This is a genomic window from Streptococcus suis (genome assembly GCF_029616525.1).
GTDB lineage: Bacteria > Bacillota > Bacilli > Lactobacillales > Streptococcaceae > Streptococcus > Streptococcus suis_AF.
In genome coordinates this window covers 1-16,891 of the sequence record NZ_JANFME010000030.1, presented here as the reverse complement: position 1 = coordinate 16,891, position 16,891 = coordinate 1, and the positions used below count along the sequence as shown (strand labels likewise).

Annotated in this window: 18 protein-coding genes and 5 pseudogenes; 2 read left to right on the top strand and 21 right to left on the bottom strand. The window is 43.1% G+C overall.

The window, feature by feature from the left end; translation table 11 throughout:
* Window positions 1-234, top strand: a 234-nt coding sequence (locus tag NOL38_RS10545) for a hypothetical protein (RefSeq protein ID WP_341829398.1), incomplete at its 5' end; no start/stop codon positions are given.
* Between the two features lie 283 nt (window positions 235-517).
* Here NOL38_RS10545 and aph(3')-IIIa read toward each other — a convergent pair.
* From aph(3')-IIIa to NOL38_RS09640, 16 genes and pseudogenes are all read right to left on the bottom strand, one after another.
* Entirely contained in the window at window positions 518-1,312 is a 795-nt protein-coding gene (gene aph(3')-IIIa, locus NOL38_RS09715) for an aminoglycoside O-phosphotransferase APH(3')-IIIa (protein ID WP_001096887.1), read from the bottom strand.
* Between the two features lie 92 nt (window positions 1,313-1,404).
* Window positions 1,405-1,864: pseudogene (locus tag NOL38_RS09710) on the bottom strand (GNAT family N-acetyltransferase).
* Window positions 1,865-1,882: 18 nt separating this feature from the next.
* Window positions 1,883-2,359 (bottom strand): type II toxin-antitoxin system antitoxin PezA, encoded by a 477-nt coding sequence (gene pezA, locus NOL38_RS09705; protein WP_000578719.1) that lies wholly within the window; start codon window positions 2,357-2,359, stop codon window positions 1,883-1,885.
* 69 nt (window positions 2,360-2,428) lie between these two features.
* Window positions 2,429-2,719, bottom strand: a complete 291-nt coding sequence (locus tag NOL38_RS09700; RefSeq protein WP_000667951.1) for a hypothetical protein — start codon at window positions 2,717-2,719, stop codon at window positions 2,429-2,431.
* Window positions 2,720-2,769: 50 nt separating this feature from the next.
* A complete protein-coding gene (locus tag NOL38_RS09695) occupies window positions 2,770-3,159 on the bottom strand; it encodes a DUF5945 family protein (RefSeq protein ID WP_000048066.1) in 390 nt (129 codons plus the stop codon).
* Window positions 3,156-3,383 carry a DUF5965 family protein gene (locus tag NOL38_RS09690; protein ID WP_000110922.1) on the bottom strand — a complete coding sequence of 76 codons (228 nt, stop codon included), beginning with the start codon at window positions 3,381-3,383 and terminating at the stop codon, window positions 3,156-3,158. The genes NOL38_RS09695 and NOL38_RS09690 overlap by 4 nt, the downstream gene beginning before the upstream one ends.
* A gap of 27 nt (window positions 3,384-3,410) precedes the next feature.
* Window positions 3,411-4,511, bottom strand: coding sequence for a toprim domain-containing protein (locus tag NOL38_RS09685; protein WP_000196860.1), 1,101 nt, complete (start codon window positions 4,509-4,511; stop codon window positions 3,411-3,413).
* A gap of 63 nt (window positions 4,512-4,574) precedes the next feature.
* On the bottom strand, window positions 4,575-6,431 hold the full coding sequence (locus tag NOL38_RS09680) for a recombinase family protein (RefSeq protein WP_001820670.1): 1,857 nt from the start codon (window positions 6,429-6,431) through the stop codon (window positions 4,575-4,577).
* Window positions 6,432-6,485: 54 nt separating this feature from the next.
* Entirely contained in the window at window positions 6,486-6,749 is a 264-nt protein-coding gene (locus NOL38_RS09675) for a hypothetical protein (protein ID WP_000253176.1), read from the bottom strand.
* A complete protein-coding gene (locus NOL38_RS09670; protein WP_001206986.1) occupies window positions 6,749-6,979 on the bottom strand; it encodes a YdbC family protein in 231 nt (76 codons plus the stop codon). The genes NOL38_RS09675 and NOL38_RS09670 overlap by 1 nt, the downstream gene beginning before the upstream one ends.
* Window positions 6,980-7,024: 45 nt before the next feature.
* Window positions 7,025-7,879, bottom strand: a complete 855-nt coding sequence (locus tag NOL38_RS09665; RefSeq protein WP_000743700.1) for a ParB/RepB/Spo0J family partition protein — start codon at window positions 7,877-7,879, stop codon at window positions 7,025-7,027.
* 8 nt (window positions 7,880-7,887) lie between these two features.
* Window positions 7,888-8,852, bottom strand: a pseudogene (gene mobV, locus NOL38_RS09660) (MobV family relaxase).
* Window positions 8,853-9,379: 527 nt separating this feature from the next.
* Window positions 9,380-10,405: pseudogene (locus tag NOL38_RS09655) on the bottom strand (AAA family ATPase).
* Window positions 10,406-10,558: 153 nt separating this feature from the next.
* Window positions 10,559-11,032, bottom strand: a complete 474-nt coding sequence (locus tag NOL38_RS09650) for a sigma factor-like helix-turn-helix DNA-binding protein (protein ID WP_000323521.1) — start codon at window positions 11,030-11,032, stop codon at window positions 10,559-10,561.
* An 83-nt stretch (window positions 11,033-11,115) separates the two neighbouring features.
* Window positions 11,116-11,541 carry an RNA polymerase sigma factor gene (locus tag NOL38_RS09645; protein WP_000323896.1) on the bottom strand — a complete coding sequence of 142 codons (426 nt, stop codon included), beginning with the start codon at window positions 11,539-11,541 and terminating at the stop codon, window positions 11,116-11,118.
* Window positions 11,542-11,635: 94 nt separating this feature from the next.
* Window positions 11,636-12,148 carry a sigma-70 family RNA polymerase sigma factor gene (locus tag NOL38_RS09640; protein ID WP_105140915.1) on the bottom strand — a complete coding sequence of 171 codons (513 nt, stop codon included), beginning with the start codon at window positions 12,146-12,148 and terminating at the stop codon, window positions 11,636-11,638.
* Between the two features lie 532 nt (window positions 12,149-12,680).
* On the opposite strand from NOL38_RS09640, the gene NOL38_RS09635 reads away from it, so the two are divergent.
* On the top strand, window positions 12,681-13,109 hold the full coding sequence (locus NOL38_RS09635) for a GNAT family N-acetyltransferase (RefSeq protein WP_029172350.1): 429 nt from the start codon (window positions 12,681-12,683) through the stop codon (window positions 13,107-13,109).
* A gap of 335 nt (window positions 13,110-13,444) precedes the next feature.
* Here the strand turns inward: NOL38_RS09635 and NOL38_RS09630 are convergent, their stop codons facing one another.
* The 5 genes and pseudogenes from NOL38_RS09630 to NOL38_RS09610 all read right to left on the bottom strand — a co-directional run.
* Window positions 13,445-13,615: a cysteine-rich KTR domain-containing protein gene (locus NOL38_RS09630; RefSeq protein WP_004614788.1), complete on the bottom strand. Its 171-nt coding sequence runs from the start codon at window positions 13,613-13,615 to the stop codon at window positions 13,445-13,447.
* Between the two features lie 54 nt (window positions 13,616-13,669).
* Complete coding sequence (gene tet(O) / locus NOL38_RS09625) at window positions 13,670-15,589, bottom strand: tetracycline resistance ribosomal protection protein Tet(O) (protein ID WP_014636938.1); 1,920 nt, start codon at window positions 15,587-15,589, stop codon at window positions 13,670-13,672.
* 366 nt (window positions 15,590-15,955) lie between these two features.
* Window positions 15,956-16,330: a TnpV protein gene (locus NOL38_RS09620; protein ID WP_001140406.1), complete on the bottom strand. Its 375-nt coding sequence runs from the start codon at window positions 16,328-16,330 to the stop codon at window positions 15,956-15,958.
* A 41-nt stretch (window positions 16,331-16,371) separates the two neighbouring features.
* Window positions 16,372-16,632, bottom strand: a pseudogene (locus NOL38_RS09615) (topoisomerase C-terminal repeat-containing protein); the annotation flags it as partial.
* A 169-nt stretch (window positions 16,633-16,801) separates the two neighbouring features.
* Window positions 16,802-16,891 (bottom strand): annotated as a pseudogene (locus NOL38_RS09610) (23S rRNA (adenine(2058)-N(6))-methyltransferase Erm(B)); the annotation flags it as partial.

Here is a 16,891-nt window from a genome sequence, read left to right as displayed (position 1 = left end):
AAATTTTTAGCATCTAATTTAACTTCAATTCCTATTATACAAAATTTTAAGATAATGCACTATCAACACACTCTTAAGTTTGCTTCTAAGTCTTATTTCCATAACTTTAGGGTTAACCATACGCAAGACCAATCACTCTCGGACAATACTCATGATTTTAATGATAAAATCCATGTTAAACCCATAGATAAGAAATACACCTGCAATAACCGTTACCTGTTTGTGCCAATTTAAAAATGCACCACTTTTTTATAATTAAAACGGTTGAAAACTGTACCACTAATAACTCACAATAGAGAGATGTCACCGTCAAGTTAAATGTACAAAATAACAGCGAAATTTTTAAATCTATTTCTTATCGATACAAATTCCTCGTAGGCGCTCGGGACCCCTATCTAGCGAACTTTTAGAAAAGATATAAAACATCAGAGTATGGACAGTTGCGGATGTACTTCAGAAAAGATTAGATGTCTAAAAAGCTTGTAGTTAAAGCTTTTTAGACATCTAAATCTAGGTACTAAAACAATTCATCCAGTAAAATATAATATTTTATTTTCTCCCAATCAGGCTTGATCCCCAGTAAGTCAAAAAATAGCTCGACATACTGTTCTTCCCCGATATCCTCCCTGATCGACCGGACGCAGAAGGCAATGTCATACCACTTGTCCGCCCTGCCGCTTCTCCCAAGATCAATAAAGCCACTTACTTTGCCATCTTTCACAAAGATGTTGCTGTCTCCCAGGTCGCCGTGGGAAAAGACAAGTTCCTCTTCGGGCTTTTCCGTCTTTAAAAAATCATACAGCTCGCGCGGATCTTTAAATGGAGTGTCTTCTTCCCAGTTTTCGCAATCCACATCGGCCAGATCGTTATTCAGTAAGTAATCCAATTCGGCTAAGCGGCTGTCTAAGCTATTCGTATAGGGACAATCCGATATGTCGATGGAGTGAAAGAGCCTGATGCACTCCGCATACAGCTCGATAATCTTTTCAGGGCTTTGTTCATCTTCATACTCTTCCGAGCAAAGGACGCCATCGGCCTCACTCATGAGCAGATTGCTCCAGCCATCATGCCGTTCAAAGTGCAGGACCTTTGGAACAGGCAGCTTTCCTTCCAGCCATAGCATCATGTCCTTTTCCCGTTCCACATCATAGGTGGTCCCTTTATACCGGCTGTCCGTCATTTTTAAATATAGGTTTTCATTTTCTCCCACCAGCTTATATACCTTAGCAGGAGACATTCCTTCCGTATCTTTTACGCAGCGGTATTTTTCGATCAGTTTTTTCAATTCCGGTGATATTCTCATTTTAGCCATTTATTATTTCCTTCCTCTTTTCTACAGTATTTAAAGATACCCCAAGAAGCTAATTATAACAAGACGAACTCCAATTCACTGTTCCTTGCATTCTAAAACCTTAAATACCAGAAAACAGCTTTTTCAAAGTTGTTTTCAAAGTTGGCGTATAACATAGTATCGACGGAGCCGATTTTGAAACCACAATTATGATAGAATTTACAAGCTATAAGGTTATTGTCCTGGGTTTCAAGCATTAGTCCATGCAAGTTTTTATGCTTTGCCCATTCTATAGATATATTGATAAGCGCGCTGCCTATGCCTTGCCCCCTGAAATCCTTACATACGGCGATATCTTCTATATAAAAGATATATTATCTTATCAGTATTGTCAATATATTCAAGGCAATCTGCCTCCTCATCCTCTTCATCCTCTTCGTCTTGGTAGCTTTTTAAATATGGCGCTTCATAGAGTAATTCTGTAAAGGTCCAATTCTCGTTTTCATACCTCGGTATAATCTTACCTATCACCTCAAATGGTTCGCTGCAAGGCCTTCTGAAACTCAGCCTCACTAAATTCTTCCAGTCTCATTAAGCCACCACCCGATGATGCACCATGTCTAACATCCGCTCTATACCATCTAAATAGCCATTGTAACGCTCTATTTCATCGAAAGTAGCGACAAGGTAAATTTTCGTATTGATCAATTCGGCCAAGTCATCACTCATCAAAATCCAAGGATTAGATTCATCATCAAAAACAATATCTTGACTATCCTGGTATCTATAAAGCTTTGATAAAATGGCTGCTCCACGTTCTTTTATCACTTCTACTTTTAAAGTCAGATGGTAATCTTCGACAGGTGTTAACATCTTGTCCTCTCCTACAATATCGACATAAGAAACGTTAAATTTCTGACAAATACGGTCGATGAGTTCAGTTGAAACAGTGCTGGTACCATTTTCGTAGCGACTCAGGCTATTGCGTGAAATCCCAACCATTTTCGCAAATTCTGGCTGTGTTAAATCGTGTGTTCGGCGTAGTGATTTTATATTGTCTCCGATCATAGATAAAGACCTCCTCATATTTGCTTTCATTATACCATAAAAAACGGATAACGCACCATATTTGGTGCATTATCCGTTTTTAGGTTTCTTCGATTGCTTAAACTCCTCTATTCGCTTCTCCAACTGCTCAGTATTCAGTTTATTTTTCGCTTCTTGGATTGACTTATCAAGAATTTGTTCCTCATCGGTTATAATGTCCCTAGATATTTCCACTCTCTCACTAGACTTGAAACTTGAATCAAAGACCACATCTAGGAGTTGCTCTACTTTGGTTAGTTCACTATCTGACATCTCTGATAGTCGATGAATCAGTCGTTTAAATTGATCCTGGTTCTGTTTTTTCTTTTGAAAAAATTTCATTATCTTCTCCTTCAATTATAAGTCAGGTAGCCCGCATAGGACTACCTGACTTATAAATCATCAATGGCTACTGAAATAGCCTGCAACTTTTTATTTTGGATTTTCTTTTCATCAATCAATTGATGAAGTTCTTCAATTTGCTTCTGACAGGCGGAAATATCCTTGTTGTTTTGTGCAATAGTGTCTGCCAAGTGTTGTTTATAGTCGCTTGTGATATTTACTTTCTTCGGCTGGCTTTGTTTAACTTTTGATTCGGGCGTCTGTACATCTTTAGATTCTGACTCCTTTTGTTGCTGTTCAAAAGCAGCCACATAGTCTACTTCTTCAATTGGTTTTTCATCTTGTTTATGGAAAAGTGCTGCAATTTTTGCTCGTTCTTCATGGGATGATGTTGGTTTCACATCATCTAGTGGCTGATCAAAATTCCATGTTTTACTCATTCTGTATCCTCATTTCTGTAATTTGGGTGTAGTGTGGTTTCTTTACCAAAGGCTTGCTCTAGTGCTTCATGAAATGACAACTGACTAGATTGTTGCCGTTTGATAAAGGTACTGTACATAGCTGTTTGTAGTTGGTCACGATAGTGTTCCAATTTCTCCGTCTCACGTGAGACCTTTTCTTCTTGTCTAGCTACTTTTTCAGCCAGACGTTCAATCACACTCATAGGGTGTCCTCCTTGTCACATTCTAGATTATGATAGCGGACTTGATTTTGTTATCACATCAAAAGTGTGCTCTCGTTTAGGTGGAGGATGATCTCTAATGACTTTTGTTTGGGCTGACTGGATAAGATCTCTTAAAGATAATTCCTTTTGTCGTTTCACAATATCATTCCAATCTAACTTTGTTTCAAGTCCTTGCAATGGTGGTAAATCTTGAGAAAGCGGAAGTCCTTTATCTGACAGTTTCTGACAAAATTCTCTTCCTGCCTCATCGTTATCAACAGCCAATGTTAATGCATTTGAATGAGTTTGGAAGAAGGTTGTCGTCTCTTGTATTGCCTGAAGATAATGACTAAGTCTGCTTGGATTTACTGTATCTAGAAATGCCAATTTCCCCTGTTCCTCTGCTGCTAGACGCAAGGTCTGATAAGCAATCACAGAAAGTTTTAAACCTTCCATTGAAATCAGGCGAACATCGGATAATTGCTTTTGGTAAAGCTGATAATAACTCATCATATCGATAACTGATTCACAAAAAATGAGTCGCTTAGGATTCCCAATATCGAAACTAATACCGACATAGCCATGAGATCCTTTCATGATTTTTTTGAGATAACCTCGATCGTGTTTTTCTTCATTTTTGACGAGACCTTGAAGGCTTGCGGCCTGTAAGGTCCCGTTGTGGTCATAGCTTTTTAACACTAATACGGGCTCCGATTGATAAGTAGCGTGAGCAAGCAATCCTTGTCTGCCAAAGGTATTAATAGTCTGATCACTTAGGCCACGGACGACTTGCAAGTAAGTACGTGCTTGCTGAAAGGGTTCTTCATGCAAATAGTATTGAAATGGTTGATAAGTTTCTTCTATCAACTTAACTTGTTCAAAATCCCCAGTTTCAAGATAGGATACAGCCTCTTTGAAAGAAACACCTGTCACTAATTGAACAAAGTCAATTACATCTCCTTGTATATCTCTTGAAAACCATTTGAAAGTATTGGTATCGGCAAAAATCCGAAAGGAATCATGGTCTGGGTGTTCATAAATGTGTCCTGATAAACGTCTGAAGGAACAGCCCAGACTCTCAGCAACATCTAAAATGGCCTTTTGTTTTACTGCTTTAATTCGTGTCATCTTTCCTCCCTATCAAAAAAAGCAGAAGACTGTCTCCTGCTAGTTGTTCTCGCTTGTCGTAGTTCAGTCGGTCATTTTTTGCGGACAGTTCATACATGCTATCCTTTTCTGTTCTCTGCTCCTGCGTTTGCTCTCGTTTGATTTCTCCCTCCGTATCTTCTTGGCACAAGCAGGACAATACCTTGATGCACCAGAGCCCGGGACATATTCAACGCCGCACACCGTACAATTTTTAGCGGGCATTGCTGCCCACCGTTTTGTAGGTATGATATGTAATTCATCGACAAAGCCGATGAATTTATAGTAAATCTTGATTTCCTGCTTCACTGTTCCGTCTGCCATCTTCTCACGCTCCGAAACAAGTATCTTGTCTATGAGTGCGTTTATAACTGTTGCATCCAGTTCTTTTAAGCCTTGATAATTTCGGATAAGGGCGAGGAAGTCACGGATTCCCCGTGATTTCTCGTAGCTTTCATTAAGAGTTTCCGTCACCTCTTTCAGCCTTGCTTCAATTTCAAGCTGCTCTTTCTGGTATTTCCCCGACATCATCTCAAAATTCCGCTCGGTAATACGCTCCATGACCTTATCCTCGTAGAGAGAGGAAAACAGCCTGTCCAGTTCCGCAAGGCGTTTGTTCAGCTTCTTACGTTCTTTCTCTAATGCTTTCGCCCTGCTCTGGTCTGTTTCCGTGAGCCGCTTTTCTATGGCCCTGACCGCCTTTTCATCATTCACTGCCATATCCGCAAAACAGTTGATGTCGGCAAGAACGGCATTGAATAAATCCCTTGCTTCTATATTGTGGGCACTACACTCGCTTCTTCCGTTTCTTGCATAATTATTACATGAATACTGTACACAGTCGATAATCTCTGGGCGTTTCCTCCTGTGTACGTTCATTGCCCGCAGAGCACATCCGCAGTCCACACACTTGATAACGCCTGCAAAAATATTTACAAATCCTCCCTTGTTCTGTGGAAGCCTACGACTTGTAATAAGCTGTTGGACAATATCAAATTCCTCCTGCGTGACTATTCCCTCATGGGTATTGGGTATCACTTCCCATTCTTCGGGCAGCTTAGAGGGGCGTTTCTTGCTTTTCATATTGGCGGCAATCCGTTTGTAGCCTACAAGATTTCCCGCATATATCGGGCTTCTTAAAATGCTCCTCACGCTGTTCCCACTCCAAATATAGCGTTTGTCCTCGTTCCCCTCAAAATGACGTTCAAAGCCTGTTTCGCCACGCTCCGCCGCATAAGCGGCAGGGCGTAGGATATGCTGTTTATTAAGATGTCTGCAAATTTTGGCAACTCCATTCCCTTTTAATGCAAGGTCGAATATCTCTTTTACAACATGTGCCACTTTATCATCTATCAGCAGATGGTTGTGGTCGGCAGGGTCTTTGATATAGCCATAAGGGGCGGTAGTTCCCATGAATTTCCCCTGTTGAAACCTCGCCCGATATGCCGATTTTATCTTAACAGATATGTCAGCGGCATACATTTCGTTTAAAATGTTGCGGAAAGGCGTGATGTCCATAGCAGATTTATTCAAGGTATCTACGCCGTCATTGACCGCTATATACCTCACGTTATGCTCTGGGAAGAAAACTTCCAGATATAACCCACAATCAAGATAGTTTCTCCCCAGACGGGATAAATCTTTCGTAATCACGCAGTTTATCAGACCGCTTTCAATGTCTTTTATCATATTCTGGAAACTTGGTCTTTGGAAATTTGTACCAGAATAACCATCGTCCACATACGTTTTTGCTATGTGCCATCCCTGCTTTTTCACATAATCCGTGAGGATGGATTTCTGTGTCGCAATGCTCGCACTCTCGTTATCCGTACCATCGTCTTTAGATAAGCGGCAATAAATGCCGACTAAATAGATTTTCTTTTCTTCTTTGATTCCTGCCATACTGTAAAACCTCCGTATCTGTCCTATCTGTTTTCATGTCCCATTGCGTACATTCTAAGCGGACAGCCCCTCATTGTCGAAGGTGTCGCCCTCGGCAATCTTCTTCCGAATATCCTCGGAGATAATCGGGACAAACGCTTCTGTAACGGTCTGTGTGCCGACATATTCACGGCTGATTATCATCTGCACTGGTGCTTTTGGCACGATACGCTTTCTCTTTTTATCTGCTTTCTTATCCTCGCCCATACTTAAATCTTCCTTTCCAGACAGGGCAGGGAAGAGTTTGGAAATGTCCCCGCCCTGCCAATCAGATACCATTAATCCTCGCTGTTTAATTCTTTCTGTAATGCTTTAAGGAGTGCCGCCGCTTCATCAGCGTTCAGCGTGATTCCCTTGCCGCACTTTTCACGGTTCGGGGAAAAGCTGCGGATGTCATACTTCGGCTCTTTCCCATTCCATGAAATGAGATTGATTTCCTTTGTGTAGCCACTGTCGCCCGTAGACAATACTGCGATTTCCTTTACGATTTCATACTGGATTTCTCTCATTCTCCATACCTCAACTCTCTGTATTTACTTCCCGAAAAAAGAAGATTAGCGGCTGTCACGGTTGCGTTTCCTCTGCAACTCACGCTCCAAAAGTTTGATGATGGTTTCCTCCATCTGCTTCGGCGTTGTGTTCTTCGGAAAGTATTTTTTCAGCTTGCTTGTGTTGATTTTCAAGGTTTCTTTCTGGTTGCCCTTTTCCTCCGTCATAATCGCAAATATCGTATCCATGTCAAGCCGCCCGCTCTGGCTTAACTGTTTCATCCGCTGTGCCTGTGAGAGTGAGGGCGTTGCTTCTTCGCTCTCCATCGTGGCAAAGAGGTTTTCCTGCTCGTCTTTCTTCAAGAAGGACAGTTCCACCGCAGGCGTGAGGGCGATTTTCCCCTCGTCCACCATCTGCAAAATCGGCGGTATCAGTTCCGTCAGGCGGATAAAACGCTGCACGGTCATCCTGCCCACGCCGAAGCCCTGTGCCACCTTGTCGTCCGTCCGCAACTTCGTCACAACTTGTGACGAGGTTAAGTCTGTGCGGAAACCCTGCCGCTTCATGGCTTCGGATTTCATCTTGTAAGCAAACGCCCGCTCCGATGGCAGGATATTCTCACGCTGCAAATTGCTGTCTACAAGGGTGATGATGGCTCGGTCACGGTCTAAGGGCAGGACAAACGCAGGCACGGTATTTATCCCTGCAAGTTCAGAAGCACGGACACGCCGCTGTCCTGCAATCACTTCATAACCGTCCCCGTCCTCTTTCGGGCGTGTGATTATCGGCGTGACAATGCCAAATTCCTTGATGCTTTCCGCTAACTCTGACAGTGTTTCATCTTCTGCCACATGAAACGGATTGTCGGGGAACGGGTACAAGTCTTTGGTCTTTAACACCTTAAAATCCTGTTTCTTCATTCACATATCTACCTTTCTTTCGCTCTGCTTCTATGATTTTTCTGCAATTCTTCCAACACTTCGGGCGGTATTTTTGACAGCAGCCGCCCCATCTGCTCGTTGGTTCTCTGCAATTCAAATATCTTCTGATTCGCTTTCTGCACCTTTAGTTCCTGCTCGTACTTTTCATCACGCATACGCCCCGCATAGTCTGATTCCTGCCCAATTCTCTCTTTCAAACTGTCGATATACGCCTGCTGTTTCCCGATTTCCTTAGAGAATTTCTCCACGTCTGGCAGCCATGCAGAGAGTAAATCTAACGCTTTATCCCTTTTCTTCCCTGCGTTAAAGGCGTTGATGTCGGATAGGGCAGACACGATTTCTTCATACTGTTTATCAAGCCTGCCGCCTAATTTATAGAGCCATGTGGGGACGTGTTTCCGCTTGGTTTCCATTGAGGACTGCCCCCGTTCAAGCTGATTCCACCGTGAGGACATCCGCTCATGGTAGGCGGTCTGCCACTCGGATAATGATTTCTGGTTGCCTAAGATAGCTTTCGCTGACAGCTTATTGTCTGGCGTAATCGGCACAAAGCAGAGGTGCATATGGGGCGTTCTCTCGTCCATATGGACGACAGCGGAGAGGATATTCTGCTTTCCAACACGCTCCGAAATGAAGTCAAGAGCCGTCTGGAAATACGCTTTTTGTTCTTCGGGCGGTAACTGGTTCATAAATTCTGGTGAAGCTGTGATGAGCGTTTCCACCATCATCACGCTGTCTTTCCTTGTCCTGCACCCCGCTTCGGCTACCATGCGGTTAATCTCTTTCTTGTAGGTGTACTTTGGTGGTGCTATGAGATGGTAATTGTTTTAGAGCGTTCCATATCTATATCTGGGTTGCTTTTGTAGGCTTCTTTCTTCCGCTCGTTGTGGCGTTCACAAGCCGCAACGCCGCCCGCTTTTCGTTTCTGGAAACGCAGGATTGCATAAGGCATAGGCGGATTCCTCCTTTCTTTCGGCGGGTGACCGTCCTTTGGGGTGACAGCGGTGACGGTGGTGACAGCAGTTTTGGGATACCCCCTGCCGACTGCCGCAACTGTCACCCTCACCCCCTGCATGACGGTCATGTCGATGATGACGGTGTTTTTGGGATACCCCCCTCGCAAGAGCCGTAACCGTCATGCCGCCGTTCTTTTATCCGAAGCCGCAAGGCGTAGGATAGCAGGGCGTAAGACCTGCCATAAGGGAGTCCAGAGGGAACGTCTGGCACACGGCTCTTTGCAGGGCAAAGTGTAGTGTGTTACACCCTGTAAACGCAGTCGGAAAAATCGGAGAGATTTTTCTGACCGCAGGGGTGATTTTACACGCCCGAAAAGGGCGGGTGAATCCCACGCCTGCATTTTGCGTTTGCGGGGTGTTCTCCCGTAGGGATGACAGCGGCAGGGTATCCTAAAATCACTGTCACTGCCGTCACCGCTGTCACCCGCAGGGCAGAGCCGCCAACTTTACATGGCTTTAAGCGTCAATGACAGTAACAGGGGGTATCCCAATATCGCTGTCACCGCCGTCACCGCTGTCACCCGCCCTCCTTGCAAGGGCAATCTGCCTGCCGTCTTTCCTGCGGCTGTACTGGTAGCAGATACGGTTCTCGCTTAAAAATGTGGTGTGATATTCATTCAGCCATTTCGTAATCACCGTGGGTATGGTTTCCGTTTCCCCCATAGCGGCTAACAGCTCCGTTGCCGTGCCTGCCCATTCTTCCTTATCCCTCATAAAATCCACCAACCGAAAAAGGACATCTGGTATCGTTTCTTTCGCAAGCTGCTCCTGCGTTTTCCTCTCCACAAGTTCCCAACTGCAATCACGGAAACGGAGCGTGTATTCCTGATAGGGCGTGTCCCTGCCCGTTACATACAGCTTGGCGGTGTCAGATGCCCGTTTCTCCTTTTCCAGAACAAAGGTAGCGTCCGCACTCCCCGTTAAGCCTGTCGTCCCAGACACCTTGTTGAACACATCGCTGTCATTCTGCTTTCGGATGTGGTGTACGACAATGACCGCCAGAGAGTGCCTGTCGGCAAAATCTTTGATTAGGGAGATGTCCCCATAGTCGCTTGCATAGGCGTTGTCTTTTGAAGCTGTACGGACTTTCTGCAAGGTATCAATGACAATGAGCCTGCTGTCTGGATAGTCTTTCAGATAATCCTCAAGCTGCACGATAAGACCGTCTGACAGCTTGCAGCTTGCCACGGCAAAATGAAGCCGCCCGCTCGCTTCGTCCGTCAAAACGGAACAGCCTGTCCTGTATGCGGCAGAACGTGTCCTCAAGGCAGAGGTAAAGCACATCGCCCTCCATTGTCGGCATATCCCATAAGGGGATTCCCTGCGACACGCATAAGCACAGCTTCAGCATGAGCCAGCTCTTGCCTATCTTCTGTGAGCCGCAGAACAGCGACAAGCCTGTGGGGATAAGGCTGTCCACCACAAAGGACGGCTTCTCAAGCGGCTCATAAAGGAGCGTTTCGGCGTTGACTGTCTGTAACTTCTGCATGGGTTTCCTCCTTTCGGGCAGTTATCTTGTTTTTGTTGCACATAGGCGTTGACCTCCTTAAAAATAGATTTACTCCCACGAAAAAAGTGAGAGTATGTAATACCGCCAATCCCACACAAATAAAAAACAGATTTCTTTTTCGGGCGGTGTCGGTCATGGTTGGAGATATTTCCTCATTTCCGCTTTTACTTTCTTCTTTGCAACAGCAACGGATTTCTGTATTGCAGAAGCGGTGCAATGCTCCATAGCGGCGATTTGGTAAAAATTGAACTCATACTCGTAGTAGAGCAGGAAACGTCGCCTTTGTATCTCTGGCAGTCTGTCAACCGCCTTACAGAGCAGTTCCGCCCGTTCTGCTTCAATCATTTGTTCCTCAATGCTCTTAGGCAGCTTTAACGCCCGCCTGTTCAGCGTTTCGTCCCATACTTCCGAAAACTCCCTGTGCCGCTCGTCCCATTGGAGAAGATTCCTGTTCCTGCGTTCCATCTGCCGAAATTCAAAGAATAACTGCTCGGATACTTCCAGTTCGTGGTGTTCCCCCTGCCCGTCCTTAAAACTGATAAAATACCTTATACCGCTTTCCGTGGATTCCTCCCGAAGCGTGTACGCCTTAGCTTTATATGCCATCCCGTTTTCCTCCTGCCAAAAATAAGCGGGGAGATTCCACTCCCCACCCAGTAGCCCGCAGAATAATGGGATGTATTAGACGCTTACAAAATTTTCCGAAGCTTCTTCCGCAGATGGTCTAACCTCGCATAGATGGCACCAGTCGTCAAATGCACAAGTGGGGCAATCTCCTTTGTGGAATACCCCTGCATTTTCAGCAGGACGATTTTCAAGGTACGCCCGTCCACCGTGACTAATACTTGATAGAGATTTTCGCTCTCAATCTCGTCCAGTAACTCCGCAACTGTATTCACCTCCGCTTGCCGCTCCCTGTCTGCCATGTCCTCAAGGTATTCCGCAACGTCATTCGTCCATCGGTAAAACCGCCTGTTGGAATTGAAGTCTGCCCTGTCCGCTATGCGTATCTGCTCAATGGTCACTTCATCAACGCCGCACTCACGCAGCAGCTTTTCCTCCGCTTCTTTCCAGATACGCCATTTCCTGTCCTCCCGTCCGTGGTTGTATGCCATTCTTTCTTCCTCCAATCAGAATTGATTGAGAGGGCAGAGAAAAGCCCCCTCATTTTCCCAAAGGAAAAAACAAGGGGGCTGAACGCCTTAAATTTTAATTTTCTATTATCTTTCTTAGTTTTCTTAGGATTCTGGCTTTGCGTTTGTTCACAACGCTCTGGGTTATGCCTAACCTCGCCCCGACTTCACGCTCGGAAAGTCCGTCAAAAAAGATTGCCTGTATCAACTCCTGCTCACTATCCGACAACAAAGGCAGGGCGGCTTTCAGCCTGTCCACCATAACAGCATTGACAACGGTTTCTGCAATGTCCACCGCTTCATCAGTGATAAAGTCCAGAGGATTCCCCTCGCTGTCCGTAAATCCGTCGAGAGATAGCAGTCTATTCTTTGTATCTAATTTTTGCAGATAACGCCACCGTTCCTTGTCACGGTAGAAGTCTGTGTATTGCTCCCTCACGACTTCAAGCAGACAGCCTTGAATGGGGATAAACAGCTTGTCCATATAGGTCTGGTCGGATTCCCTGCAACGGCAGAACTCCGTGTAGGATAATTCCACATAGCCGCCACTTTCTCTGATATATACCTTTCTTGGTGCATATTTCACCATAAATACCTCCCATCTGAATTTTTGAAATGTAAAAAATCCAGATGGAGAGGCGGAGAACGACACCGCATATCAGAAACAGCCCTACGGCACTTTCCAACAAAAATCGACAAAAGAAAAACCGCAAAGGCTCTGTGACCTTTACGGTTATAGGAAATAGTAATTCTATTGTATGGAGATTGTACTTCTACTTTCAAGGTGAGAAGTACCGTTGCACTGGCAGAAATTTTTTTAACTGGTTTCCTGCCGTTCTCTGATATGCTATGTATTGATAAATTTTGCTTCGTATGAGCAGATAGATAACTGCCCGAAAAAAGGACATAAAAAAATCCCTCCAAATTTAAAAACAAATTCAGAGGGTAATTTAGGGTATAACAAAATAACCCACCCGAATCGGGAGCATTCGTAAAACAGTTTCAGTCCCGGCAGTAATGTCTGCCGGGACTGTTCTTGTATAAATTGAAGCCGTATGATATGATTAAACAGACCGATAAACTTGAATAGGTCGAATAGATAATAATTTATGGAGGTTGTAATGGTAAGAATAGCAACTGTAAATGATGCGGAGCAATTAAACATCTTAAACAACGAATTTAATGGTGAGGGCGATACAAGCATAGACAATATTAGAAATTCCCTTATGAATAATAAACAGGAAGTTGTTATCGTTGCTGATGAAGATGATATGTTAGTTGGATTTGTTTGTGTTCAGCTTAAAAAATCGTTCTGCTATGATGAATATATGCCTGAAATTACAGAAGTGTATGTTAAACCAGCATACAGAAAAAGAGGCTTAGCGAGTGAGATGATTACTTTTGCAGAGGCTTATTGCAGTAAGAATTATCCACTTGACAAATATGAACTTCTAACAGGACAAGAAAATCTTGTTGCACAAACTGTATATAATAAACTTGGATATGTAGATGATAATGAACTTCATTTATCAAAAAGAGTGAAGAAGTAAGTCAAATTAAGATTTGTCGAACTGATACTAAGGGCGCACTTCTATACGGGTTAAACCCGTATGTGCGCTCTGCGAGACCGAACAGCTCGGCCCCCTGAATATCTGGGGTGCGTCACTGCGTTCCGTACAAGGGGATCCATCCCTTGCGCCGCTATGCGGCTATCCTTACATGAAAAAAGGCGTGATCACTTTCGTCACGCCTTTTGCCTATTTAACTGTCTTACGAACACCCCGCTAATATCGTTTTTTTTATTTGGTGAGTTTGTTCTTTCAAATACGAAACAAAAAGAGCCGATGATTCGTGAATTGTTCCACAATTTCATCGGCTATGCGTCTTAAGCGTCTGGCTCTTTGATGACAGTTATCTTCAAGTTGTCAACTTTAATCAATCTTTCTTGTCTGCATTTTGGACAATAAAGGGGATAATTCTCCAAAACAGTGTCCTTCCTAATTTTATTACGGGTTTTGCTCCCACAAACAGGACACAATATCCATTCGCATTTCATCATAATTAGTCTCTAATCCTTTCAAATCTCATTTTATATGACTTTTGCAAGCTGTTAAGCTAACTTGTGGAACATATGCCGAACCTTATCTATACGGCTATTCGGGCGGCGGGGTTGGCAAATAAATTTACCAATAGCTGGCTGGTATCCTTTTAACTCTGTCAAGCAGACTCCCTGCCCATTTGTGAAATAAGTTAAATCGTTCCTGTATTCTTGAATACATCTGGCAGGGATTTCTCCTTTCAGAATGACCTCGTCATTCTTTATCTGAGTACTTACAATATCTGCACAATACCTTGGGGCATCATGATACGCCCGTGAGAGATATTCCTGCGGTGCATAAATTTCAAAGTGGAGATATGGCTCTAATAGTTCTGTCCCTGCTTTTTTTAAAGCCTGCTCCAATACGATAGGGGAAAGCAGCCGAAAGTCTGCGGGGGTACTTACAGGACTATAATACAATCCATATTCAAAACAGATTTTACAGTCTGTCACTTTCCATCCATACAGCCCCTGCTCGCAGCCATAAAGAACCCCCTCCATAACCGCATTTTGGAACGATTGATTTAAATATCCAAGTGAAACTCTGCTTTCATACTGCACTCCGCTTCCAATAGGGAGCGGCTCTATGGACAACCCGACAGAAGCCCAGAAAGGATTTGGCGGGACTTCTATGTGGATGGTATATTCTGCTTTTCTAAGCGGTCTTTCCATATATATAACAGTAGGCTCTTTTATTTCTGCCTCCACATGATATTTTTCCTCAAGGATGGCACAAATGACTTCCATCTGCACATTCCCCAAAAAAGAAAGTATAATCTCATGCGTTGTAGTATCCACATAATATTTTAAAAGAGGGTCGCCATCTGAAATTTCTGTAAGTGCCCCAAGCAATATTTCCCGCTGTTCAGATTTCTTTACTGCAATCGTTGTTTGGAGCATAGGGAGAGGATTTTCAATAAATTTTCTCTGCGGCAACAGTATTTCGTTCCCCAAAATACTGTTTAGCTGCAAAACATCATTTGGTAAAATTACAATATCACCAGAGCAGGCTGTATCGGATGAATATAATTCACCGTTTGTCGGAACACACATCTCTGTGATTTTTATTTTCTCTTTTTCAGATATTTTAATAACATCCCTCAAATGCAATGTTCCGCTATATATACGCACATAAACAAAACGCCGCCTTTTCTCTGAATATTCAATCTTAAAAACCTGCCCGCATAGTTCAGATTGACCTTCAGGCGTTGATGAATAAAACTTACTGGCAATCACTTCTATAAGCTGCCGAATCCCCAGATTGTTTTTAGCACTTCCGTGATAAACGGGAAATAACGTTCCGTTTTGGAATCTCCTGTTTTCTTCCTGTTCCAGTTCTGACATTTTAAACGGTTTCCCTGACATATATTTCTCTAATAGTTCATCGTTTCCCATAATTACCGCATCCCACTGTTCCATATCGTCATTGTCCGTTACATTTATATGGGGATGCTGCCCAACCTTTTGCTTCACTATAATTTCCGAAGAAAGCTTTGCTTTCATTTCTTGATATACCATTGGCAAATCAATCCCCTCTTGGTCAATTTTATTGATGAAAAAAATTGTCGGAATCTTCATTGTCTGTAGTGCATGAAACAGTATACGGGTCTGTGCCTGTATGCCATCCTTTGCAGAAACTAATAATACTGCTCCGTCTAATACGGATAAAGAACGGTATACTTCCGCCAAAAAATCCATATGGCCTGGCGTATCTATAATGTTGACTTTTACATCCTCCCACTGAAAAGATGTCACTGCTGTCTGGATAGTGATTCCCCTTTGACGCTCCAAATTCATTGTATCTGTCCTTGTTGTGCCTTTATCTACGCTCCCTGGTTCTGCAATTGCACCACTGGTATACAATAAACTCTCCGTTAATGTTGTCTTTCCTGCGTCAACGTGAGCCAGAATGCCTAAGTTAATTATTTTCATGTGATTTTCCTCCTATCAACACCCAAAAAAGGGCATAAAAATACCCAGTGATAAATACTCCTATCACTGGGTAAATAACTCCAATAGCCCCAAAACACTTATATGTTTTCGGGCATATAAAATTACATGATAAAAGTATTATTAAACTGGGTACAAAAAACTAAGCCCCATATTAAAAGTGAAACGGGACTGCTACTTTTTGTTCCCACTATCAAATTGACAGTTTATTTAAGAATACCTTGCCGCATATTTATTAACTCCTTGTATAATACTGAATCTAATTATATTCCTTAACCCTTTATTTGTCAAGCTGACAAACTAAAGCAGAAAAAGCGGCAGGATTTCCCCCTGCCACTAATCATCTGTTTATGCAAAAATAATTTCCTTTTCCACAATCTCCCTCGCACAAGCCCTTATGTTATTGAGGCATCCTGTCCATTCTAAGGCGTTTTCTGCCTTTAGCTGTTCCGTTATGCCCTGTGCCTGTTTCATACCCTCTATGAGCCTTTCAAAGCGTTCCTGTGCCTGTCTGTCAATGTCGGCAAGGTAAGCGTTAAGTCTGCCGCTTGTAAGAAGATTGGTGTATGTAACTTTGCAGTGATGCTTCAGATAATCCAAATGCCGCTGTCCCCAGATGCCTATCGGCTGTTCTTCTTCGGCGGGTACAGTTAAGCACGGTATTAAATAATCGCCTTGCCTTTCGTATTTGCCGCCCATTTCCTCAAAAATTGTCTTTGCCATTGTCTGTTACCTCAAAAGCCCTCTTTAAAGGGCTTTTATGTTTATTTTGAAAAAGAGATAAAATCAATATATCCCTTTTCCCCAATTTTTACAACGGCATTGTAGGGCTTTTTCTCTTTGTTTTTGATTCCTTTTACCAGGGTTTCTTTTCCCTCCAGTAATTCTTTTACATTCGTTTTGGTTAGTTTTTTCTTTCTAAAATGTTCAGCTAAAGTAAACTTACATTCAGGATAATTTGAACAACCATAAAACGATTTTTTTAATACAATATTGTTGCCACACTTAGGACATTTTCCTACAAGGGGTCCCGAGCGCTTAGTGGGAATTTGTACCCCTTATCGATACAAATTCCCCGTAGGCGCTAGGGACCTCTTTAGCTTCTTGGAAGCTGTCAGTAGTATATCTAATAATTTATCTCCATTCCCTTTAGTAACGTGTAACTTTCCAAATTTAAAAAAGCGACTCATAGAATTATTTCCTCCCGTTAAATAATAGATAACTATTAAAAATAGACAATACTTGCTCATAAGTAACGGTACTTAAATTGTTTACTTTGGCGTG

Bases quoted from the DNA above. Each gene is read 5' to 3' on its own strand.
- NOL38_RS09620 (WP_001140406.1), bottom strand. From the start codon at position 16,330: ATGGCAAAGACAATTTTTGAGGAAATGGGCGGCAAATACGAAAGGCAA.
- NOL38_RS09640 (WP_105140915.1), bottom strand. From the start codon at position 12,148: ATGGTGAAATATGCACCAAGAAAGGTATATATCAGAGAAAGTGGCGGC.
- NOL38_RS09675 (WP_000253176.1), bottom strand. From the start codon at position 6,749: ATGGTATCTGATTGGCAGGGCGGGGACATTTCCAAACTCTTCCCTGCC.
- NOL38_RS09695 (WP_000048066.1), bottom strand. From the start codon at position 3,159: ATGAGTAAAACATGGAATTTTGATCAGCCACTAGATGATGTGAAACCA.
- NOL38_RS09700 (WP_000667951.1), bottom strand. From the start codon at position 2,719: ATGAAATTTTTTCAAAAGAAAAAACAGAACCAGGATCAATTTAAACGA.
- NOL38_RS09650 (WP_000323521.1), bottom strand. From the start codon at position 11,032: ATGGCATATAAAGCTAAGGCGTACACGCTTCGGGAGGAATCCACGGAA.
- NOL38_RS09630 (WP_004614788.1), bottom strand. From the start codon at position 13,615: ATGAAATGCGAATGGATATTGTGTCCTGTTTGTGGGAGCAAAACCCGT.
- NOL38_RS09670 (WP_001206986.1), bottom strand. From the start codon at position 6,979: ATGAGAGAAATCCAGTATGAAATCGTAAAGGAAATCGCAGTATTGTCT.
- NOL38_RS09665 (WP_000743700.1), bottom strand. From the start codon at position 7,879: ATGAAGAAACAGGATTTTAAGGTGTTAAAGACCAAAGACTTGTACCCG.
- NOL38_RS09685 (WP_000196860.1), bottom strand. From the start codon at position 4,511: ATGACACGAATTAAAGCAGTAAAACAAAAGGCCATTTTAGATGTTGCT.
- NOL38_RS09645 (WP_000323896.1), bottom strand. From the start codon at position 11,541: ATGGCATACAACCACGGACGGGAGGACAGGAAATGGCGTATCTGGAAA.
- NOL38_RS09690 (WP_000110922.1), bottom strand. From the start codon at position 3,383: ATGAGTGTGATTGAACGTCTGGCTGAAAAAGTAGCTAGACAAGAAGAA.
- NOL38_RS09680 (WP_001820670.1), bottom strand. From the start codon at position 6,431: ATGGCAGGAATCAAAGAAGAAAAGAAAATCTATTTAGTCGGCATTTAT.
- NOL38_RS09635 (WP_029172350.1), top strand. From the start codon at position 12,681: ATGGTAAGAATAGCAACTGTAAATGATGCGGAGCAATTAAACATCTTA.
- pezA (WP_000578719.1), bottom strand. From the start codon at position 2,359: ATGATCGGAGACAATATAAAATCACTACGCCGAACACACGATTTAACA.